Origin of the sequence: Flavobacterium sp. PL02 (assembly GCF_035013205.1) — a bacterium.
GTDB lineage: Bacteria > Bacteroidota > Bacteroidia > Flavobacteriales > Flavobacteriaceae > Flavobacterium.
The window spans coordinates 59,989-81,215 of record NZ_JAYGJP010000002.1 but is presented as its reverse complement, the minus strand read 5'-3'; the positions used below and the strand labels follow the sequence as shown (position 1 = coordinate 81,215).

At 32.0% G+C, this 21,227-nt stretch carries 18 protein-coding genes; 9 read left to right on the top strand and 9 right to left on the bottom strand.

What is annotated here, in order from left to right; all coding sequences use genetic code 11:
* The first annotated feature begins 10 nt into the window (after positions 1 to 10).
* The 4 genes from SHI72_RS08240 (at position 11) to SHI72_RS08225 (ending at position 4,266) form a co-directional block, all read left to right on the top strand.
* Positions 11 to 619, top strand: coding sequence for a porin family protein (locus tag SHI72_RS08240; protein ID WP_323489678.1), 609 nt, complete (start codon positions 11 to 13; stop codon positions 617 to 619).
* 364 nt (positions 620 to 983) lie between these two features.
* A complete protein-coding gene (locus SHI72_RS08235) occupies positions 984 to 1,556 on the top strand; it encodes a porin family protein (protein ID WP_323489677.1) in 573 nt (190 codons plus the stop codon).
* Positions 1,557 to 1,637: 81 nt separating this feature from the next.
* On the top strand, positions 1,638 to 2,534 hold the full coding sequence (gene xerD / locus SHI72_RS08230) for a site-specific tyrosine recombinase XerD (protein ID WP_323489676.1): 897 nt from the start codon (positions 1,638 to 1,640) through the stop codon (positions 2,532 to 2,534).
* A 208-nt stretch (positions 2,535 to 2,742) separates the two neighbouring features.
* On the top strand, positions 2,743 to 4,266 hold the full coding sequence (locus tag SHI72_RS08225; protein ID WP_039112264.1) for a sensor histidine kinase: 1,524 nt from the start codon (positions 2,743 to 2,745) through the stop codon (positions 4,264 to 4,266).
* A 440-nt stretch (positions 4,267 to 4,706) separates the two neighbouring features.
* Here SHI72_RS08225 and rny read toward each other — a convergent pair whose 3' ends face one another.
* The 3 genes from rny to SHI72_RS08210 form a co-directional block, all read right to left on the bottom strand.
* Entirely contained in the window at positions 4,707 to 6,272 is a 1,566-nt protein-coding gene (rny, locus tag SHI72_RS08220; protein WP_039112263.1) for a ribonuclease Y, read from the bottom strand.
* A gap of 208 nt (positions 6,273 to 6,480) precedes the next feature.
* Positions 6,481 to 6,774 (bottom strand): cell division protein ZapA, encoded by a 294-nt coding sequence (locus SHI72_RS08215; protein ID WP_039112262.1) that lies wholly within the window; start codon positions 6,772 to 6,774, stop codon positions 6,481 to 6,483.
* A gap of 7 nt (positions 6,775 to 6,781) precedes the next feature.
* Positions 6,782 to 7,072 carry a hypothetical protein gene (locus SHI72_RS08210; protein ID WP_039112261.1) on the bottom strand — a complete coding sequence of 97 codons (291 nt, stop codon included), beginning with the start codon at positions 7,070 to 7,072 and terminating at the stop codon, positions 6,782 to 6,784.
* A gap of 175 nt (positions 7,073 to 7,247) precedes the next feature.
* Here SHI72_RS08210 and SHI72_RS08205 point away from each other — a divergent pair, with 175 nt between their 5' ends.
* The 3 genes from SHI72_RS08205 (at position 7,248) to SHI72_RS08195 (ending at position 12,237) form a co-directional block, all read left to right on the top strand.
* Complete coding sequence (locus tag SHI72_RS08205; protein ID WP_323489675.1) at positions 7,248 to 8,945, top strand: M23 family metallopeptidase; 1,698 nt, start codon at positions 7,248 to 7,250, stop codon at positions 8,943 to 8,945.
* Positions 8,946 to 8,956: 11 nt separating this feature from the next.
* Positions 8,957 to 11,413 carry a TonB-dependent receptor gene (locus tag SHI72_RS08200; protein ID WP_323489674.1) on the top strand — a complete coding sequence of 819 codons (2,457 nt, stop codon included), beginning with the start codon at positions 8,957 to 8,959 and terminating at the stop codon, positions 11,411 to 11,413.
* A gap of 101 nt (positions 11,414 to 11,514) precedes the next feature.
* Complete coding sequence (locus tag SHI72_RS08195) at positions 11,515 to 12,237, top strand: hypothetical protein (RefSeq protein ID WP_039112258.1); 723 nt, start codon at positions 11,515 to 11,517, stop codon at positions 12,235 to 12,237.
* A 112-nt stretch (positions 12,238 to 12,349) separates the two neighbouring features.
* Here the strand turns inward: SHI72_RS08195 and SHI72_RS08190 are convergent, their stop codons facing one another.
* From SHI72_RS08190 to SHI72_RS08165, 6 genes are all read right to left on the bottom strand, one after another.
* Positions 12,350 to 13,051: a hypothetical protein gene (locus SHI72_RS08190; RefSeq protein WP_039112257.1), complete on the bottom strand. Its 702-nt coding sequence runs from the start codon at positions 13,049 to 13,051 to the stop codon at positions 12,350 to 12,352.
* 36 nt (positions 13,052 to 13,087) lie between these two features.
* A complete protein-coding gene (locus SHI72_RS08185) occupies positions 13,088 to 14,914 on the bottom strand; it encodes an ABC transporter ATP-binding protein (protein ID WP_039119388.1) in 1,827 nt (608 codons plus the stop codon).
* The gene (locus SHI72_RS08180; RefSeq protein ID WP_039112255.1) at positions 14,915 to 15,949 is read right to left on the bottom strand and encodes a PDDEXK nuclease domain-containing protein; all 1,035 of its coding nucleotides are present in this window, start codon (positions 15,947 to 15,949) and stop codon (positions 14,915 to 14,917) included. It abuts the gene before it with no gap.
* Positions 15,950 to 15,956: 7 nt separating this feature from the next.
* Positions 15,957 to 17,684 (bottom strand): phospho-sugar mutase, encoded by a 1,728-nt coding sequence (locus SHI72_RS08175; protein WP_323489673.1) that lies wholly within the window; start codon positions 17,682 to 17,684, stop codon positions 15,957 to 15,959.
* A gap of 154 nt (positions 17,685 to 17,838) precedes the next feature.
* Positions 17,839 to 18,786 carry a glycosyltransferase family 2 protein gene (locus SHI72_RS08170; protein WP_086894991.1) on the bottom strand — a complete coding sequence of 316 codons (948 nt, stop codon included), beginning with the start codon at positions 18,784 to 18,786 and terminating at the stop codon, positions 17,839 to 17,841.
* A 5-nt stretch (positions 18,787 to 18,791) separates the two neighbouring features.
* A complete protein-coding gene (locus SHI72_RS08165) occupies positions 18,792 to 19,325 on the bottom strand; it encodes a DUF4199 domain-containing protein (protein WP_039119384.1) in 534 nt (177 codons plus the stop codon).
* A gap of 247 nt (positions 19,326 to 19,572) precedes the next feature.
* Between SHI72_RS08165 and SHI72_RS08160 the strand changes: the two genes are divergently transcribed.
* Both SHI72_RS08160 and SHI72_RS08155 read left to right on the top strand, forming a co-directional pair.
* Positions 19,573 to 19,824 carry a type B 50S ribosomal protein L31 gene (locus SHI72_RS08160; RefSeq protein WP_039112250.1) on the top strand — a complete coding sequence of 84 codons (252 nt, stop codon included), beginning with the start codon at positions 19,573 to 19,575 and terminating at the stop codon, positions 19,822 to 19,824.
* 182 nt (positions 19,825 to 20,006) lie between these two features.
* Entirely contained in the window at positions 20,007 to 21,182 is a 1,176-nt protein-coding gene (locus SHI72_RS08155; protein ID WP_323489672.1) for a GlmU family protein, read from the top strand.
* Positions 21,183 to 21,227 lie beyond the last annotated feature (45 nt).

The window sequence follows — 21,227 nt, the reverse complement described above, 5'->3', positions numbered from 1 at the left end:
TAATACAAAAATGAAAAAAATTACTTTATCAATTGTTGCTGTTTTAGCATTTGGATTCGCAAATGCACAAGAAGTTAAATTTGGTGTAAAAGGAGGGATTAACCTTTCTACTTTAACAGGAGATGTTGAAGATGCTTCATCAAAAGTTGGTTTCCAAGTTGGTGGTTTTGCAGAAATTAAATTAACTGAAAAATTCTCTATTCAACCTGAGCTTTTGTACTCTTTACAAGGAGACAAAGAAGAAGTGAAAGAACTTGGTTTTAACAATGAATCTACACTTAACTTATCTTATTTGAATATTCCTGTAATGGCAAAATATTATGTTGCTGAAAAATTTAGTTTAGAAGCAGGTCCTCAAATTGGATTTTTATTAAGCGCGAAAGATGATACTAAAGTTACTATGGGTGGTGAAAGTTCATCTGAAAAAATCAATGTTAAAGATGACTATAAATCAATTGATTTTGGAGTAAATTTTGGTGCTGGCTATGACTTTACTGAAAACCTTTCTGCTGGTCTTAGATATAATTTAGGTTTATCTAATATCGCTGAAACTGTTGAAGGTGAAAGTTATAAAGTGAAAAATAGTGTATTCTCTTTATCAGTAGGATATAAATTCTAATAACTATTTTAGAATATTATTTTTAAGATATTCTTAGTTTGACTTTTTACAATTTAGCAACCCTTAAGTAGAAATATTTAAGGGTTTTTTTTTATGTATGATTTAAATAGAGTTTTAGATTTAGTTTTTAAGACTTTAAATCTAATTTATAGGTTTTTTATGGTTAATTATTATTGTGTTTAAAAGAAATTTGCTCTCACTAAATTTAGTGAGAAAAACAGTAATAATAAGCTCTAAGTCAGTGTTGTGAAGTTGGAAAGGTATGAGGATTGGTTTTATAAGATATTTTTTTTTAATCTGAAATTTTGGAATTTAAAGCGCTGTTTTCTAGGTTTGTCTCCTAAATTTTAACAAAACATAAAAAATGAAAAAAATTATTTTATCTATGGTTGCGATTTTAGCATTTGGATTTGCAAATGCTCAAGAAACAAGATTTGGAGTAAAAGGAGGTCTTAACCTCACAAATTTCACTGGTGGTTATGATACTAAATCTTTAGTTGGTTTCCATGTTGGAGGTTTTGCAGAAATTAAAGTTATGGACAAATTTTTTATTCAACCAGAGCTTTTGTACTCAGCACAAGGGGCAAAATTTGATAGACCATTTGGAGATTATGATGTTAAATTGAATTATTTAAATATTCCAGTTTTAGCTAAATATTATGTAACAAAAGAATTCTCAGTTGAGGCTGGTCCACAAATAGGTTTCTTATTGTCGGCTAAAGCTGATGGCGAAGATGCTAAAGATTTCTATAAATCTACAGATATAGGTTTTAATTTAGGAGCTGGATATAATTTTACTGAAAATTTATCAGTTGGTCTTCGTTATACAATTGGTTTATCAGGTCTTGCTGATAGAGGAGATTATGAAGATTTAGATGATTATTATGATAGTGCAAAAAACAGTGTTTTGGCTTTATCTCTAGGATATAAATTCTAATTTTATTTCTGAAATATACATTAAAACCTTCTGCGATAGTAGAAGGTTTTTTTATGATTAAAAAATGCTTTCCTTTGTTTTATGAACTGGACTCGTTATATAAAAGAATATCAATCGTATCTTAAGATAGAACGTGGTTTATCTAAAAATACAATCGAGAACTATGTTTTTGATATTGAGCGATTATGTCTCTTTCTTACTCAAAATGAAATTGAAGTTTCTCCAGTGCAAATTAATGAAGAAACAGTTCAGGATTTTATTTATTCAGTTTCCAAAGAAGTTAACCCTCGTTCTCAGGCTCGAATTATTTCGGGTTTAAAAAGTTTTTTCAATTATTTGATATTTGAAGATTATCGCAATAATAGCCCTTTAGAACTTATAGAATCTCCTAAGACAGGAAGAAAATTGCCAGACACTTTATCGGTAGATGATATTGATAGACTCATTGCTGCTATCGATTTAAGCTCTAATGAAGGAGAAAGAAATCGTGCCATGTTAGAAGCCTTATATGGCTGTGGACTTCGGGTTTCAGAATTAGTTGCATTAAAAATATCTGATTTATTTTTTGAAGAAGGATTTATTAAAATTACTGGAAAAGGAAATAAAGAACGTTTTGTTCCTATCGGAGAATCGACTCAAAAATATATTTTGCTATATGTTAATTTAGTACGGTCGCATTTAAACATTAAGAAAGGTTTTGAAGATACTTTGTTTTTAAATCGAAGAGGAAGTCAGCTGACCAGAGCTATGATTTTTACAATTACCAAAGATCTGGCTTTTAAGATTGGTTTAAATAAAAATATAAGTCCACATACTTTAAGACATTCTTTTGCTACTCATTTGCTTGAGAATGGAGCCGATTTGCGATCAATACAATTAATGCTAGGACATGAATCGATCACTACAACCGAAATATATGTTCATTTAGACAGGACATATTTAACACAGGTAATTCACAGTTTTCATCCAAGAAAGTAAGCTTTTGGCAAAAATATTTTAGATGATATTATTTTTATCTTAAAAAAATTAATATCTTGGAGGTGTATTGTTTGTAAAAAAGAGAATTTGTTCTCATACTTATAATAAGTAATAAAAAACGAAAACTTTTATGTTTTTTTAAGCCTTAAATAATAGTATCAATTTTGTTCTATTCTGGATAAAATGGTCAACTTACACAGACACAATTATGGTTTTTGATTTATATGAAGATGAAAATTGTCAGAAGTTGAATAACTTTTACAAAAAACTATTTGCCGAAATTCCCGATTTAATCTTTCAATTTATTATCGATGTCGATAATACTTATTCTTTTCCTTTGGTTAGTAAAGCCATGGAAGAGATTTTTGAGTTACCAACAACAGAATTTACAAATCGAAGTAAATTTGCGATGTATGAAAGAGTGCATCCTGAAGATCGACATATGTTTATTACTTCACTATCTAAAGCCCGAAAAACACTAACGCCCTGGGAAGTAGAGTTTCGGGTAGTTTTACCAAAAAAAGAGATTCGGTGGCTAAAAGTTTGTGCAAAATCCGAAGGTTCTCCAGATGGTCTGGTTAGTTTCTACGGACGGATTTCGGATGTAACGGATATAAAAGATCAGGAGCTTAAACTTAAAATTTCAGAAGAAAGGTTTCAGTTTGCTTTAGACGCATCTACAGTTGGTGTTTGGGATTGGGATATGGTAACAAACAGAGTATTTTATTCGTCTTTATCCTTGAAAATTTTAGAATTAGAATCTAATGATATTTTTGATGATCCAGAACGTTGGGATAAAATCGTGCATCCAGATGATTTACCTAAGTATTATTCGGATATTCAAGAGCATTTTGATAATAAAATACCTTATTATGAAAATTACCATCGTGTATTAACTTCTAGTGGTAAATATAAATGGATTCTCGATCGGGGAAAAGTTATCGAAAGAGATTCAAACGGAAAACCATTGCGTGTTTTGGGTACGCATACAGATGTTTCTTATCAAAAAGAGAAAGAACTGGAACTCATTAAAACGATGAAACTATTTAGTGATCAAAATAGTCGATTGCTTAATTTTTCTCATATCGTTTCTCATAATTTAAATACTCAAGCAGGTAATATTAAGAGTATTCTTGATTTTATCGATGAAGATCATAGTAAAGAAACGATTGATGAGATGTTGGTGCATTTACGAACGGTTTCTAATGATTTAAATGATACTATTTCTAATTTAACTCAGATTGTACAAATACAGAGTAATCTCAACATTGTTATAAAACCTCTTAAGTTGGGTTATAGTATTGATAAGACAGTTTCTATAATCAAGGCATTTAGTGCAAAAACCAAAATAGTAATACATAATAATGTACCTGATTATGTAACGATTAATTTTAATCCTGCCTATCTGGAAAGTGTTTTGTTGAATTTTACTACGAATGCAATTAAATATGCTCATCCTGATAGAGCGCCTGTAGTCGAGTTTATTTTTGCAATTGAGCCAGATGGTCGCAAAGCTTTAAAAATTAAAGATAACGGTATCGGAATTGATTTAGAGCGCTATGGCGATTTGATATTCGGGATGTATAAAACCTTTCATAAACATAAAGAAGCTCGCGGTATTGGATTGTATATTACAAAAAACCAAATAGAATCTATGAAAGGGGAGGTTTCTGTAGAAAGTGTCGTTGGTGAAGGAACCGTTTTTAAAATTATATTTAATGATGATTTATAGGTTCAGAGGTTCAGAGTTGCAAAGGTTCAGAGCTGCAAAGGCTCTAAGGTACTAAGGTTCTGAGTGACTAAGTTTTAAGGTTTTGAGTTGCAAAGGTTCAGAGTGACTAAGATTCAAAACGAGCGTAATACCAGTAAACTTGTCTTTCTGAGTGGAGTCGAAGAATCTCCGTCAATATCAATAACTCGATAATTTCAGGGTAAGTTTGAGTTAACGAGATTGTAAAATATAATAGATGGAGTATATACTCTATTTACTCTTGAATTTACTCTAGCAAAAACTTTGCGAACTTTGCGTAAATCTTTGCATTCTTTGCGGTTGAATAATTAAATAAGATGCATAACTTAATTTTCCTTAATTTCTTAATGGTAAAAAAAGGAAAAGTATTATAAATAAAAAAACTCCTCAATTGAGGAGTTTTTTTATGATATAAAGAGAGCTTATTTTGCAATATTTACTGCTCTTGTTTCTCGTATTACTGTTACTTTAACCTGACCAGGATAAGTCATTTCGGTTTGTATTTTTTGTGAGATATCAAATGATAAACTTGCAGCATTATCATCAGATACTTTTTCGCTTTCTACAATTACACGAAGTTCTCTACCTGCTTGAATAGCGTAGGCGTTTTTAACTCCATTAAATCCGTAAGCAACTTCTTCAAGGTCTTTTAAACGTTGGATATAAGAATCTAATACTTGTCTTCTTGCACCAGGTCTTGCACCAGAAATAGCATCACAAACCTGAACGATTGGCGATAATAGTGATTTCATTTCGATTTCATCGTGATGCGCTCCAATTGCATTACAAACTTCTTCTTTTTCACCGTATTTCTCAGCCCATTGCATTCCTAATAATGCGTGAGGTAAATCACTTTCAGTATCTGGAACTTTACCAATATCGTGAAGTAAACCAGCTCTTTTAGCTAATTTTACGTTCAGTCCTAATTCGGCAGCCATAATACCACACAATTTAGATACTTCTCTAGAGTGTTGTAATAAGTTCTGACCGTAAGAAGAACGGTATTTCATACGTCCAACAACTTTTATTAATTCTGGGTGTAAACCGTGAATTCCTAAATCTATTACTGTACGTTTTCCAACTTCAATGATTTCATCATCAATTTGTTTTGCAGTTTTAGCAACAACTTCTTCGATACGTGCTGGGTGAATACGACCATCTGTAACTAATTTGTGTAATGCTAAACGAGCGATTTCTCTACGTACAGGGTCAAAACAAGAAAGGATAATTGCTTCTGGAGTATCATCTACAATAATCTCAACACCTGTTGCAGCTTCTAGCGCACGGATGTTTCTACCTTCACGACCAATGATTCTTCCTTTTACATCATCCGATTCAATGTTAAATACAGATACACAGTTTTCTACTGCTTCTTCTGTTCCAACTCTTTGGATTGTGTTAATGATGATTTTCTTAGCTTCTTGTTGTGCAGTAAGTTTTGCTTCTTCAATAGTATCTTGAATATGAGACATTGCATTACTTCTTGCTTCTGCTTTTAAGCCTTCCATTAATTGGTTTTTAGCTTCTTCTGCAGAAAGACCTGAAATTACTTCTAATTGTTGTAATTGACTTTTGTGTAATTTATCAACTTCAGCTTGTTTTTTGTCTAAAACTTCAATTTTATTAGTGTATTCCTGAGTTTTAGCTTCGTAATCATCATTAGTCTTTTTGGCTTTTGATAATTCATTAGAAACTTGAGATTCTTTGTCGCGTACTCTTTTTTCTACTTCTGCTACTTTTTTATCTCTTGCAAGAATTACTTGTTCGTGCTCTGATTTTAATTCAATAAACTTTTCTTTTGCTTGAAGAATTTTATCTTTCTTAATGTTTTCGGCTTCCAGATTAGCATCTTTTAAAATCGATGCAGCTTCTTTTTTTGAGTTCTTGATTAAATTGGAAATATTGCTTTTTTCTATGATTTTGGCTATCCCAAAACCCCCAGCAACACCTATAATTCCTGAAATAATGATCGTTATTATGCTGTCCATGTTTGTTAAAATTTATATATAAAAAAGCCTACATTAGGTTGCTTGTATAAACTCGAAAAGACAAGTTTTGAGCTAACTCACTGTTCAAGTTTCCTCGCCGGAGCGTGGCATGCTTTAGTAGTGATGATTTGCTCATTCTAATTTGTTAGTGTTGAGTTTACCAAATATGAACTAATGTAGGCAGTATCTTAGTTTCTGTAAAGAACGTTTAATTTTCGAGATATTGATCTAAAAGGGTATTTAATCTTTTAATTCTTTCGATAGTTTCATCACTATCAGTTGCTTTGTCAATTTGTTTTTGCTCTACTTGCGATGCAAATTGTAATGCACACATGGCTAAAACGTCTTGTTTGTCGCGAACAGCATAGTTTTCTTCAAATTGCTTAATCATAACATCAATTTTTTTAGAAGCACTTCTAAGTCCTTCTTCCTGTGATAGTTCGACCGTTAGTGGGTAAACTCTGTCAGCGATTGATATTTTTATTTTAAGCTTTTCGTCCATGTTGTTACTAGTCTGATAGTTGTGCTATACAGTGGTCTATTTCGCGAATTAATGAATTTATTTTAAGCTTTGTATCTCTCTTATTATCGTTACTGCCAAGTAAAGAATTGGCGATTTTGAGTGTTTCATACTGCTTTTTCAGGGCCTCAATCTCTTCCGATTGTTTGTGTATGGTGTGCTTAGCCTCTGTTAATTCTAACTTTAGTTCTTGATTGTTTTTTTCTAAACCTTTTAGCTTCGCAAAAAGTTTTTCTACTTTATATTCAAGAGTATCAATTATTTCGGCAATTACACTCATTATAAATCCTATTCATTACTTAATCATACAAAGTTAGTATTCCTTTTTATTAATGCAATATTTTATCGATTTTTTTGCATTAAAAATAGCAAATTAATGGAATTCAAGGTATTGTATTTTGTGATTTTAGTAATTATTTTACTAACTTTTTTTTATCTTAGCAAAAATGTAAATCATGAGATATTCTGTACTTTTTCTGCTATTTTGTAATCTTATTTCTGCTCAGACAGATTATCCGAAAGACTATTTTAGACCGCCTCTTGATATACCAATGCAGCTTTCGGGGAACTTTGGGGAGTTAAGACCAAACCATTTTCATGCTGGTTTTGACTTAAAAACTAATCAAAGAGAAGGGTTGAATGTGTATGCTGTTGCCGATGGATATATCTCGAGAATTAAAATTTCGACTTTCGGAAATGGTAAAACTTTGTACGTAACACATCCAAATGGTTATACATCTGTATATGGACATTTGCAAAGTATGGTTGGGACAATTCAGGAATATATTAAGAAAACGCATTATCAGGAGAAATCATTTGAAATCGAAATGTTCTTGAAACCTGGGGAAATGGTTGTTACCAAAGGACAATTGATAGGATTGTCTGGAAATACAGGTTCTTCAGAGGGACCGCATTTGCATTTTGAATTCCGTGATTCTAAAACGGAGTTTGTTATTAATCCAATGCTTTTTGGTTTTGATAAATATGTTAGAGATACAAAAAAGCCAGTAATTTCTAATTTATATGTTTATCCGCTTGACGATAACACAACTGTTAATCAATCGAAAGTCCCTTTAATGCTTAATTTGACATTGCAAAAAGATGGAACTTATTTGTCTGATAGGGTTGCTACAAACGGAAAAATTGGTTTTGGAATTACTGCTGTAGATCATGACGATGTTTCGTTTAATAAAAATGGAGTTTATAAAGTAGAGTCTTTTTATAATGGAAATTCTAATTTCGGATATCAATTTAATACTTATTCATTTGATGAAATGCGATACATAAACGCATTGATTGATTATCCTAGATATAAAAAAACGGGACAGAGAGTGCAAAAGTTGTTTATGAAAACGCCTTTTGCCTTGAGCATTATAAAAACGGATGCTCTGAACGGAGTGCTTCCGGTTGTACCAAATTTAGCTTCGGCGTATCGTGTAGAAGTTTCGGATTTTTATGGAAATATAAATACAGTTAATATTCCAGTTCAGTATGATTCCTTGCCTGCAATTGTAAATCCGACGCCTGAAGCTTCAAATTATTCTGTAAAATACAATAAGGATGCTAATTTCTCTAAGAACAATATGTCGGTGTTTTTTCCTGCTGGAACATTTTATGATGATTTTAATTTGAATTTTGATGTAAAAAATGACCGTATTTATATTCATGACGATACAGTTCCGGTTCATTCTAATTTTACAATTACTATAGAAGATGGTAAATATCCCGAAAATCTTAAGGATAAAGTTTATATAGGCAGAATTACAGGAAAGAGTGGTAGTTATAATGCTACATCTCGTAAAGACAATGTTTATACAGCTAAGTCAAAAACCTTAGGGCAATTTGGGTTAGTTCTGGATACAATCAAGCCAACAATTAGTATTGCAAAAACAATTCAGGATAAATGGATTAGTGATGTAAAGAAAATTCAGTTTACTATTAGTGATAGTATGTCGGGGATTAAATCTTACAATGGGTATTTAAACGGAAATTGGATTTTGTTTGAGTATGATAATAAAACCAAAAAGATAACTCATGATTTTAATGATGGTATTGTAGCTGAAGGAGCGAATGATTTAAAAATAGAAGTTGTTGATAATGTGGGGAATTCTGCTATCTTTGAGACTCGTTTTTTTAGAAGTCAAACAAAATAAAAATATAACTTTTGAATAAGAATCTGCTATTTGTTTTCCTTTTTTTAGGTATTGGTTTTGTTTCACTTGCTCAAAATGCTAGAGTAAAAGGAGTGATTTTGGACGAAAGTAACCTCCCAGTTGCTTATGTAAATGTTTCCCATTCGGGAAATGTAACACAATCCGACTCGGATGGATTTTTTGATATTTTGGTTCCGTCTAATAAAAAAGTGATTATTGTTTTTACTCACATTTCACAGAAAATGATGACGATAACAGTGAATTTAAAACCGAATGAAATTTTTGTTTTTAATCCTGTAATGAATAGTTATGCCGAACAAATGGGAGAAATTGTTGTTATGGCAAATAAAAAACGTGTTCAGGGAATTACAGTTGTAGATCCAGTAACGATAAAGAAAATTCCAGGTGCTAATCCTGGAATTGAAAATATATTAAAAACATTACCAGGTGTAAATAGTAATAATGAACTTAGTACACAATATGCTGTTCGTGGAGGAAATTATGATGAAAATCTGGTTTATGTAAACGAGATCGAAGTATATCGTCCTTTCTTGATTCGTTCAGGACAACAAGAAGGTTTAAGTTTTACTAATACAGATTTAGTTCAGAATGTAGATTTTTCGGCAGGAGGATTTCAATCTAAGTTTGGAGATAAGCTTTCATCGGTATTAGATATTACTTATAGAAAGCCAACAAAATTCGGGGCAGCTTTTGAAGCTAGTTTTCTTGGCGGAAGTATTGCAGTCGATGCGGTTTCTAAAAATAAAAAATGGTCGGCAATTACAGGAGTTCGCTATCGTAATAATAGTATGCTTGTAAATAGCCAGGATACTCAAACTAATTATACGCCTTCGTATACAGATATCCAGACAAATATAAATTACATCGCTTCGGCAAAATGGCAATGGAGTTTTCTAGGTGCCCTTTCTCAAAATAAATATTTATACCAGCCATTAACTCGTGAAACCAAATTTGGAACTATCGATAAACCAATGGCGCTTGCGGTATATTATGAAGGGCAAGAAAGAGATAAATATGATACGTATTTTGGGGCAATCAAATCAACATATAATGTTTCTTCAGATTTTACGTTAAAATTTATAGGTTCTATATTTCATACACAAGAGCAAGAACATTATGATATCTTGGCACAATATCGCTTAGGAGAAGTGGATAGTGATGGTTCGGTTGTTTTGCAAGAAGTAGATTATACTAAAGGAATTGGTACGCAATTAAACCATGCACGTAATGATTTAGATGCTTTAATTGTAAATGCTGAATTAAAAGGAATTTATAATTGGAAAGAAAATCTTATTGAGTTTGGAGTAAAATATACTCGTGAATCTATACGTGATCGTGTAGCAGAGTGGGAGATGATTGATTCTGCAGGTTTTTCGGTAAATCCGCCTCTTGTGGTTTTACCTAAAAACGATCAGCCATACGAACCTTATACAGGACCATTGTTACCGTATCAAAATGTTAGAGCAACAAATTTTAATACTATAAATAGATTTTCGGGTTATGCACAATGGAGTCGAAAAGGAGTTTTAGGTTCTAGTGAAGTTTGGTACAATGCAGGAGTTCGTTTTCAGGATTGGAAAGTGTCAGGAGGAATTGTAGAAGGGAAAAATCAGATTGTATTTAGTCCACGTGCTCAATTTTCGATAAAACCAGATTGGAATATGGATATGGTTTTTAGACTTTCGGGAGGGTTATATCATCAGCCACCTTTTTATAGAGAATTACGTGATGCAAGTGGAGAAGTATTACCAAATACAAAGGCACAACAATCTGTACATGTAGTTTTGAGTAATGACTATAATTTTAAAATGTGGAATCGACCATTTAAACTTATTTCGGAGTTGTATTATAAATCATTAACAGATGTAAATGTTTATACTATCGATAATGTTCGAATTAGATATATTGCCAATAATAATGCTACGGCTTATGCTCAAGGTTTAGATCTTAGATTAAATGGAGAGTTTGTACCGGGAACTGAATCGTGGTTTAGTTTTGGATATTTAAAAACACAAGAGAATTATGAAGATAAAGGATATATAGCCAGACCAACAGATCAACGATTAAAATTTGCTCTTTTGTTTCAAGATTATATGCCTAATATTCCGAGTGTGAAAATATATTTAAATCTAGTTTACAATACAGGATTGCCTGGAGGTTCACCTTCATATTCAGATCCGTATTTATATCAAAACAGGTTAAAAGATTACCGCCGAGCGGATGTTGGATTCTCTAAAGTTTTTATTGATAATAATAGAGTAGCAAAAAGTAAATTCTTTAAAGAGTTTAAAGAATTATCATTAGGATTCGAGATTTTTAATCTTTTTGATAACCAAAATGCGATAACAAATACTTGGGTTCGCGATGTGTATTCTAAAAATCAATATGCAATTCCTAATTATATGACTTCGAGAGTTTTTAATATAAAATTAACTGCAAGGTTATAAAAACCAATGGAAAAGCTAGTTTAGAACGCATAAATTGACTGTAAATAGGCTAACCATTTTTAAAATTGATTACATTTGAAATTATTTTTTAATAAAACAACATGAGAAAATTACATATATCCATCATAAGTCTTTCTGTTTTACTTTTAGTAAGTTGCAAGAATGAAGTCGAAAAACCTAAGGTTACTTACGATGCATCTACAGGTTCAAAAGTAATTGCCAAGGTAGATTCTACTCAAGTTGCAATTGCCGATTTGCCAATCCAGATGGAAGGAACAAATTATTTGATTCACCCAGTTGGAGACGTAAGAGTATATGAAAGAGGAACTAAAGCGCGTTATGGTTCATCGAGTGTGAATGATATAAGTTTTACAATTTCGAATATTGGAGAGTATGAAATTACGGGATATTTGCAAAATTTAAAATTTCAAAAAATAGATTCAGATTCTATAAGACCATTAACAGATAAAGCGGTTTTAATTCAGACAGCTACTTACTTAAAAGCAATTGCCGATAAAACGCACAATCATGTTATGGTGTATACCATGGTAGATATGGATACTAATAAAGATGGAAAATTAGATACAAGTGATATAAAAGCATTGTATTTAAGTGATATCAGTGGAGAAAGATTTACTAAGGTTTCTGATGATTTCCAGGAACTGATAGATTGGAATGTTATAGAGTCTAAAAATCGCTTGTATTTTAGAACAATCGAAGATACCAACAAAAATGGTCAGTTTGATAAAAATGACGTTTTACATTATAACTACATTAATCTAGCAGCCAAAGATTGGAAAGTAATCAGCTATAAACCTATTTAAGAGTTTAGACTTAAAAGTTTTGTGAAAACAGAAAAGCCATTAAAATTTAAATTTTAATGGCTTTTTTTGTTTCAGATTAGAGTAAGAATCATTTTAATCTGTGGAAAAAAAATTAGATTAAAATATCACTTTCAAGATCTGATTTTTCGATATCAAAATCATAACCTAGTTTATGAACTAAATCAATCACAAGTTTTTTGTACCAGTTCTCCGATTTTGGATGAATGTATATTTTTTCGATAAGATATTTTAGGTCAACATCGACTCTTAGTCCGTCGTTGATTTTGATGTCACTTTTAGAAGAATCAGTGATTATGCGCACTTCACGTTCATATTGAAAACTTTTTCTTTTGAATAAAAAAGGGAAGAATAAATCATCAAACGGAATGTATTCTTTCTTGTAGTCAATATAATTTACTTCACCAATATACTGGTCAAAATTATTCTCAGGTTTTAGAGCTTTTTGTAATCTCCCAATGGTCGATTGAAGCGCTAATCCTTCGTTGTTTTGAGTGAAAATTTGCCACATAGCAAACGATTCATATTCGTTGATATGCCAACTGCTTATGGCTACTTTCTCGCGATGTGTTTTGTAATAATCTATAAACTCGGGATTGTCTATAGCGAGTTTTTTTATCTCTTCGTAAGTTGGTTCGCTAAACGTGCCCTCGTACTGATCTTCAAATTTATCAGAACGAGACATGAATAGTTTTTTAGACATCAATAAGTCTAGAAACTTGGATAAATCCAAGTATTTCCAGACTATTGTATTTGGGTCTTCGGGAAGAGTTATGTTTGAGTTGTGGCGATACATAAGTATTTTCTTAATGTATCTCTAATTTATGAAAAATTATTCAAACGACTGCATGGTAACCAATTTATTATAGGTTCCGTTTAAAGCAATCAATTTTTCGTGAGTACCTTGCTCAACTATTTCACCTTTTTGCATAACAACAATTAGGTCTGCTTTTTGGATAGTAGATAAACGGTGAGCAATAACAATCGAAGTACGGTTTTGCATCATGTTTTCAAGAGCTACTTGTACAAATTTTTCACTTTCGGTATCAAGAGCAGATGTTGCCTCGTCAAGAATCATAATTGGAGGATTCTTTAAGACAGCACGAGCAATCGATAAACGTTGTTTTTGTCCGCCAGAAAGTTTGTTTCCGCTATCTCCAATATTAGTATAAATACCGAGAGGTAATTCATTTACAAATTCAAAAGCATTAGCGATTTTTAGTGCTGCAATGATTTCTTCGTCAGTAGCGTCTAGTTTTCCTAATGAAATATTAGCTTTTATAGTATCATTAAATAAGATACTGTCTTGAGTTACTAATCCCATCAAACCACGAAGAGAATGTAAAGACATATCTTTAATGTTGATATTATCAATTGAGATAGAACCTTCGTTTACATCATAAAAACGAGTAAGAAGATTAGCAATAGTACTTTTTCCGCTACCAGATTGCCCAACAAGAGCAACAGTTTGTCCTTTTTTAATATCAAGAGAAAAGTCTTTTAATACATTTTCATTTTCATATTTAAAGTTGATGTTTTGGATGCTTATATTCGAATCAAAAGTTATTTTTTCGATAGCGTCAATTTTACTTGTGATAGGGTTTTCCTGATCAAGAATTTCCAATACACGTTCAGCAGCAGCATTACCTCTTTTAACACCATAAGAAGCTTTAGAGATGGCTTTTGCAGGAGTAAGGATATTATAAGCCAATCCCATATAAGCGATGAACGAAGCGCCGTTTAATGTTTTTTCTATTAAAACCATCTGTCCACCGTACCAAAGTAATATAGCGATAACCATAATCCCCATAAACTCACTCGCAGGCGAAGCTAAGTTCTGACGGTTACCAATACTGTTTGATAATTTAAAGAAACGTTGAGTTGAGTTTTGGAAAACTCCATTGAAATAATTTTCAGAGTTATATCCTTTTACCACTTTTAATCCGCCTAAAGTTTCTTCGATAGTAGATAAAAAAGTTCCTTGTTCTTGTTGTGCCTTAGTCGATTGTTTTTTTAATTGTTTTCCTATCAATGATATGATATATCCGGAAACAGGAATAAAAATAAAAACAAAAAGAGTTAATTGTGGGCTTATAGCAAGCATTGCAATAATTGTAAATACAATAGTAAGAGGTTCTTTTACAATAAGTTCAAGAATTGCCAGAAACGAAGTTTGAACCTCATTTACATCACCTGCAATACGAGCTATAACATCCCCTTTTCTTTTTTCAGAGAAAAAGGATAGAGGTAATTCAAGAGTTTTTTTATACATGGCATTTCGCATGTCTCTTAAAACACCATTTCTTAAAAAATTAATAAAAAACATAGCAAGATAATCGCATAGATTTTTCAATAAAAATATAGAAATAATGATTGATACCATTACCGATAGCGTATAGCCTACACCATAATTATCTGTTGCTTGGGTAATGTAGTAGCTTAGGTAGTTTTCTGCGTAACTTTTCAGTTCCCAAATGCCTTCATAAACAGGTATTGTGGTATTACGTTTCGTTTGGTCAAATAATACTTGCATCATAGGTATCAGTGCCATAAAAGAAAGTGTACTGAATAATGCATACAGAATATTGAATAAAATATTCATGTAAGCATATCTTTTATACGGAAATATAAAAGGAAATATTTTTTTAAAATTGTTCATTTATTTTTGGGTGTTATTTTCTGCTATAGCTATGGCTCTTTCCAGTTTTTCTAGTAATAATTTTTTTTCAGGTAATAGAGTTAAATATTCTGCTACTTTAATGTGTTCATCATTGTCGAGCATCAAATAGTTAATTTGTTCGGGAGATTTCTCACTACAAAGAATTAATCCAATAGGTTTGTTTTCTCCTTCTTTTTGCTCGTTTTTCTCTAGCCAACGAAGATATAACTCCATTTGACCTTTGTAACCAGCTTTGAACTTTCCGAGTTTCAAGTCTATTGCTACTAAACTTCGTAAGCCTCTATGATAAAAAAGCAAGTCGATATAGAAATCTTCATTATCAATTGTTATTCTTTTCTGACGCGCTAAAAAAGCAAATTCACTTCCCATTTCGGTGATAAAATATTGAAGCTGCGCCAAAATAGAACTCTCTAAATCTTTCTCTGAGTAACTATCATGTAATCCTAGAAAATCCAAAAAGTAAGGATCTCGAAAAGTTAAATCAGGACTTATTTTTTTATCCGTTTTTAATTGCTCAAGTTCATTGATAATGGTTTGTTCTGGTTTTTTACTGATAGCTGTTCGTTCAAAAAGCATACTGTCTATTCGTTCTTGTAAAGTTCTTACACTCCATCTTTCATGAATAGCCATCTGAATGTAGAATTCTCGTTTTATAGTGTTTTCAATGTAAATTAGAGTTCTAATATGTGACCAACTCAATTGTGCACACACTGTGTGCACAGTTGTAATATCCTGTAATACAGTGTTGAGCTTTATAAAACTATGAAGGTTTCTTTTGTTAAACCCACTTCCATATCTATTGGAAAGGTCTGTGCTTAAATTCAGAATAAGTTTTTTCCCGTAATCGGCTCTGTCGTTGTTTAGAATTTCATCATTTATACTTTTTCCAATATTCCAATACAATAAGGTAAGTTCCTGATTAACGGTTTTGGCAACAACATGACGTGTCTTGTCTATTAAATCGATAATCGAATTTAATAGTTGCGGAGCATCATTTGTTGCAAGCACATTCATCCTTAAACTAAGTTAATTGCATTGCTGCAATAATGTTTTTTATTTTGTTGTCTAAAATAGCTTCAGTTGCATCAAAATCTTCTACTGAGTCAAGTTGAGCATTTACACTAATGTAGAATTTAATTTTTGGCTCAGTTCCACTTGGTCTTGCGCAAATTTTAGAACCATCTTCAGTATAATAAATTAATACATTCGATTTCGGAATACTCATTTCAGAAACTTCATCTGTCAATAAGTTTAACGCAGTCGATGATTGGTAATCCTCTACCATTATTACGCGTTGTCCGTCAATTTCTTTTACCGGATTCTCACGTAAATTAATCATCATCTGATTAATTTCTTGTAATCCCTCTATTCCTTTTTTGGTCAAAGCAACTAGATGTTCTTTATAAAATCCGTGCTCAACATAAAGTTTTAAAAGTTCTTTATAAACAGAGCTTCCGCTTGCTTTTGCCTGAGCTGCCATTTCGCAAATTAATAAAGTTGCAGCAACGGCATCTTTATCGCGAACAGCATCACCAACCATAAAACCAAAACTTTCTTCACCACCACCAATAAATTCAAGCTCAGGAAAATCTTTGATCATTTTGGCAATCCATTTAAAACCTGTCAAGCCTATTTTGCATTCTACATCATAACTTGTCGCAAGTTCCATCATCATAGGAGTCGAAACAATAGTAGAACCTATAAATTGTTTTCCGTTAATTTTGCCCGCTTTTTTCCATTCTTTCAATAAGAAAGAAGTCATTAAGATCATGGTTTGGTTACCATTTAGCAAAATCATTTTTCCTTCGTTGTTACGAACAGCAACTCCAAGACGGTCACAGTCAGGATCAGTACCAACAACAATATCTGAGTTTGTTTTAACAGCTAGAGCAAGAGCCATTGTTAAAGCCTCAGGCTCTTCAGGATTTGGAGATTTTACAGTCGGGAAATCCCCATTAGGCACAGCTTGCTCCGGTACAATATGCACATTAGTATAACCTGCTTGTGATAAAGTAGGAGGGATCGATTTTATCGAAGTTCCGTGTAAAGAAGTAAATACGATTTGTAAATCCTCTTTAGCTTTAGCTGGAGTATTAAAACTAGCATTTTCGATAGATGAATTGATAAAAGCATTATCAATCTCAGTATCTATATATTCAATTAATTTCTCGTTAGGGTGAAATTTAATTTTATCATATTCTAAGCTTTCAATCGTAGCAATGATTTCTGCATCTTGCGGAGGAACAATTTGTCCACCATCTTCCCAATATACTTTGTAACCATTATATTCTGGTGGGTTATGCGATGCAGTAAGTACAATACCACATTGGCAACCTAAATATTTAAGAGCAAAAGACAATTCAGGAGTCGGACGCATATCCGAAAATAAATACACATGAATTCCATTTGCCGAGAAAACATCAGCAACAACTTTTGCAAGTGTGTTACTGTTGTGGCGACAATCGTAAGCAATTGCCACTTTTAGAGTTTGGTTAGGGAAAACTTTGTGCATGTAATCCGAAAGACCTTGCGTGTTTTTTCCAAGCGTATATTTGTTAATGCGGTTGCTTCCTACACCCATTACGCCACGCATTCCTCCAGTTCCGAATTCTAAATTTTTATAAAAACTTTCTTCAAGGTCTTTTGGCGATGTTGTCATCATCTCTTTAATCGCCGATTGTGTTTCATTGTCAAATGCTGGCGTCAGCCATTCGTTTACAGCAGTTAAAATGTTAGGTGCTATATTCATTTGTATATTATTTAAATTGTAAGTCAAAAAAATTAATGCGATTTCAAGAGTTAATATTTCGATTTCTCGAAGCAATCTCCTGCTGTTCACTATATCTTTATGTTTTTAAAGAAAAAACATAAAGGATGCCGCTGCCATCAGGGCTAGGTATGTACTAAAAATTAACCTGATTTGCTATTTTATAACGCGCTTCATTGTTTTTAGTTCGTAAAATAATCTCTCCCAAAAATCCTGCTAAAAATAACTGAGTTCCTATTATCATTGATGTTATTGATAAATAAAAATGAGGCCTTTCAGTAATTAATCTACTAGTTTTATGAATAAATAATTTGTCGATTCCTAAGTATAAAGCCAGTAAAAAACCAATTATAAACATAATAGAACCTAATAAACCAAATAAGTGCATAGGTCTTTTTCCGAATCTTGATAAAAACCAAATCGTAATCAAATCCAGGAAACCATTAATAAAACGATCCATACCAAATTTGGTTTCGCCATATTTACGTGCCTGGTGTATTACTACTTTCTCTCCAATTTTATTAAAACCTGCATTTTTTGCCAAAACAGGAATATATCGATGCATCTCGCCTGAAACTTCAATGTTCTTAACAACAGTGTTTTTATATGCTTTTAATCCGCAATTAAAATCATTTAATTCAACACCAGAAGTTTTTCTTGCAGCCCAATTAAATAATTTTGATGGTAAATTTTTTGCTACAACAGAGTCATAACGTTTCTTTTTCCAGCCAGAAACTAAATCAAATTTCTCTTTGGTAATCATTTCGTATAATCCAGGAATCTCATCTGGACTATCTTGTAAGTCGGCATCCATAGTAATAATAACATCACCATTAGCCTTGGCAAAACCAGCGTGTAAAGCCTGTGATTTACCAAAGTTCTTCATGAACCGAATACCTTTTACATTTGGATTTTCTAATGAAAACCCTTCAATAATATTCCAAGAATTATCTGTACTTCCATCATCCACAAAAATGATTTCATATGAGTAATTGTTAGATTGCATCACTTTAATGACCCATGTGTATAGCTCTTTAAGTGATTCCTCTTCGTTAAGAAGCGGTATAAGTATAGATAAATTCATTTATTTTATTCTTGATATGTAGTTTTGCTTTTAAAAAAGGCTGCCAAAATTAATCCTAATATAGAGTAGCCAACAATACTAAACACTAGAGCTTTTAATAGCTCAGCAGTAGCGTAAGGATTGCTTTCTTTCATTTTTGCCAGAGTTTCATTTATTACCGATGCCGGAGTTCCGAATTTTTGCAATGTTTCGGCCATATATTTTCTAATTAATTCACCCAAAGTCTCTTTTGCGCTAGGATCAATGAAGTTAAATAAGATAATGTTGAAAAAAGTAGAAATTAATATACCTATAAGTATAGCTACAAAATAGGTAGTAAAAGCGTCTTTAAAAGAAAAAATATTGTTTAAATCCTTTTTAGTTTTTACTAATAATGCAATAGTTATAGCTAGGAAAATAACAAATGTTAAGCCTCCAATCCACCCAGAAACAAATAGTTTAAGGTCTATTGAATACATTATTGCAGTAATTAGAGCTAAAACAATTCCAATTATTACGCCGTAAGTAATTCCGTTCTTTTTTATAACTTCATTAATCATAATTTATATGTTTTAAAATTAATCCACAAATATAGCAATTCCCAATATATTCGTGGATAAAAAATGCTTTTCGATTTTATATAAAAAAACAGAGAGTAAATGTTTGTTTATTAAAAAATAAATGTAAATTTGCAAACTGAAATAATTAAAAGTTTTAAAACAAAAAGAGTAGTTGTATTTACACCTTTTTCTAACCACGAAGAAGCTTCAAAATTAAAACGCTCCAAACAATAAATAAAAAGTAAAGATGAAAAAAGGAATTCACCCAGAAAATTACAGATTAGTTGCATTCAAAGACATGTCAAATGAAGATGTGTTTATCACTAAATCTACTGCAGATACAAAAGAAACAATAACAGTTGATGGAGTTGAATATCCAGTTGTAAAAATGGAGATCTCTAGAACATCTCACCCTTTTTACACAGGTAAATCTAAACTTATCGATACTGCAGGACGTATTGATAAATTCAAAACTAAATACGCTAAACACGCTAAATAATTTTAGTTTGTTTTTAAATAAATCAAAGCCTTCCTTTTTGGAAGGCTTTTTTTGTATGATTATTTTACCTTAATGCTTGACTAAGAAGTCTTATCGTTATAATTGTAAGAAATAAAATATTTGTAACTTTGGTCTCGATAACCAAATCAGGATTTTAATATATTGCCAAATTAAATTAATTTATGAATTACATTCTATTTGACGGGCCCGTCCGGAATGCCTTATTGCCTTTTACATTTACCCGACCTGTTGCCGATATCTTAATCGGAATTATGACCATACGTCAAAAATGGGAAATGCATTTAGGTTCAACTACAACTACAATAACCGAAGAATATTTATCGGAAAAATATCCAATGGTCGAGTTGGAGGAAAACGTAATGATCAATGCTTCATTTTTACCTAATAATGATTTAGCAGAACTTGTTTCGGATTTAAAAACGAACCAAGCTATCTTTAAAGGTGAAGAAGTTATTGCTTTTTATACAAATGAAAATCAGGAAGAAGTCGATTTTGACTCTTATGAAATCATACAGTATAATGGTGATTGTATAACAGTAGAGAATACTTGGGATATTTTTTCTAAAAATGCTGTAGCAATTCGTGAAGATTTTGACTTTTTGACCGAAGACAGAAAATCACAGCCAATACCAAAAAGCGTAAATACGATTAATCCCGACGATATATTTATAGAAGAAGGAGCAAAATTAGAGTTTGTTACTTTAAATGCTTCTACAGGACCTATATATATAGGTAAGAATGCCGAGATTATGGAAGGTTCTGTAATTCGTGGGCCTTTTGCTTTATGCGAAAATGCACAAGTAAAAATGAATGCCAAAGTTTATGGAGCTACAACAGTAGGTGTAGGATCTAGAATAGGTGGTGAGGTTAAGAATTCAGTTCTTTTTGCAAACTCAAACAAAGGACATGACGGATTTTTAGGAGATTCAGTTTTAGGAGAATGGTGTAATATTGGCGCAGATACCAATAATTCGAATCTAAAAAATAATTACGAAGAAGTAAAGTTATGGAGTTATGAAACCGAAGGATTTGCTAAAACCGGACTTCAGTTTTGTGGTTTAATGATGGGAGATCATAGTAAATGCGGAATCAACACCATGTTTAATACAGGAACTGTAGTGGGAGTAAGTGCTAATATTTTTGGTTCGGGTTTTCCTCGCAACTTTATACCAAGTTTTTCTTGGGGTGGAGCAGCAGGTTTTACTACCTATGTAACTAAGAAAGCTTTTGAAACTGCAAGATTAGTTATGGGACGCAGAAATATTGATTTTGATGAAACTGAAGCTGCAATTTTGGAGCACATTTTTGAAGAAACAAAAAAATGGCGTAAAGACTAAAAACAAAAAACCTCGATTTCCCGAAATCGAGGTTTTTTGTTTTTA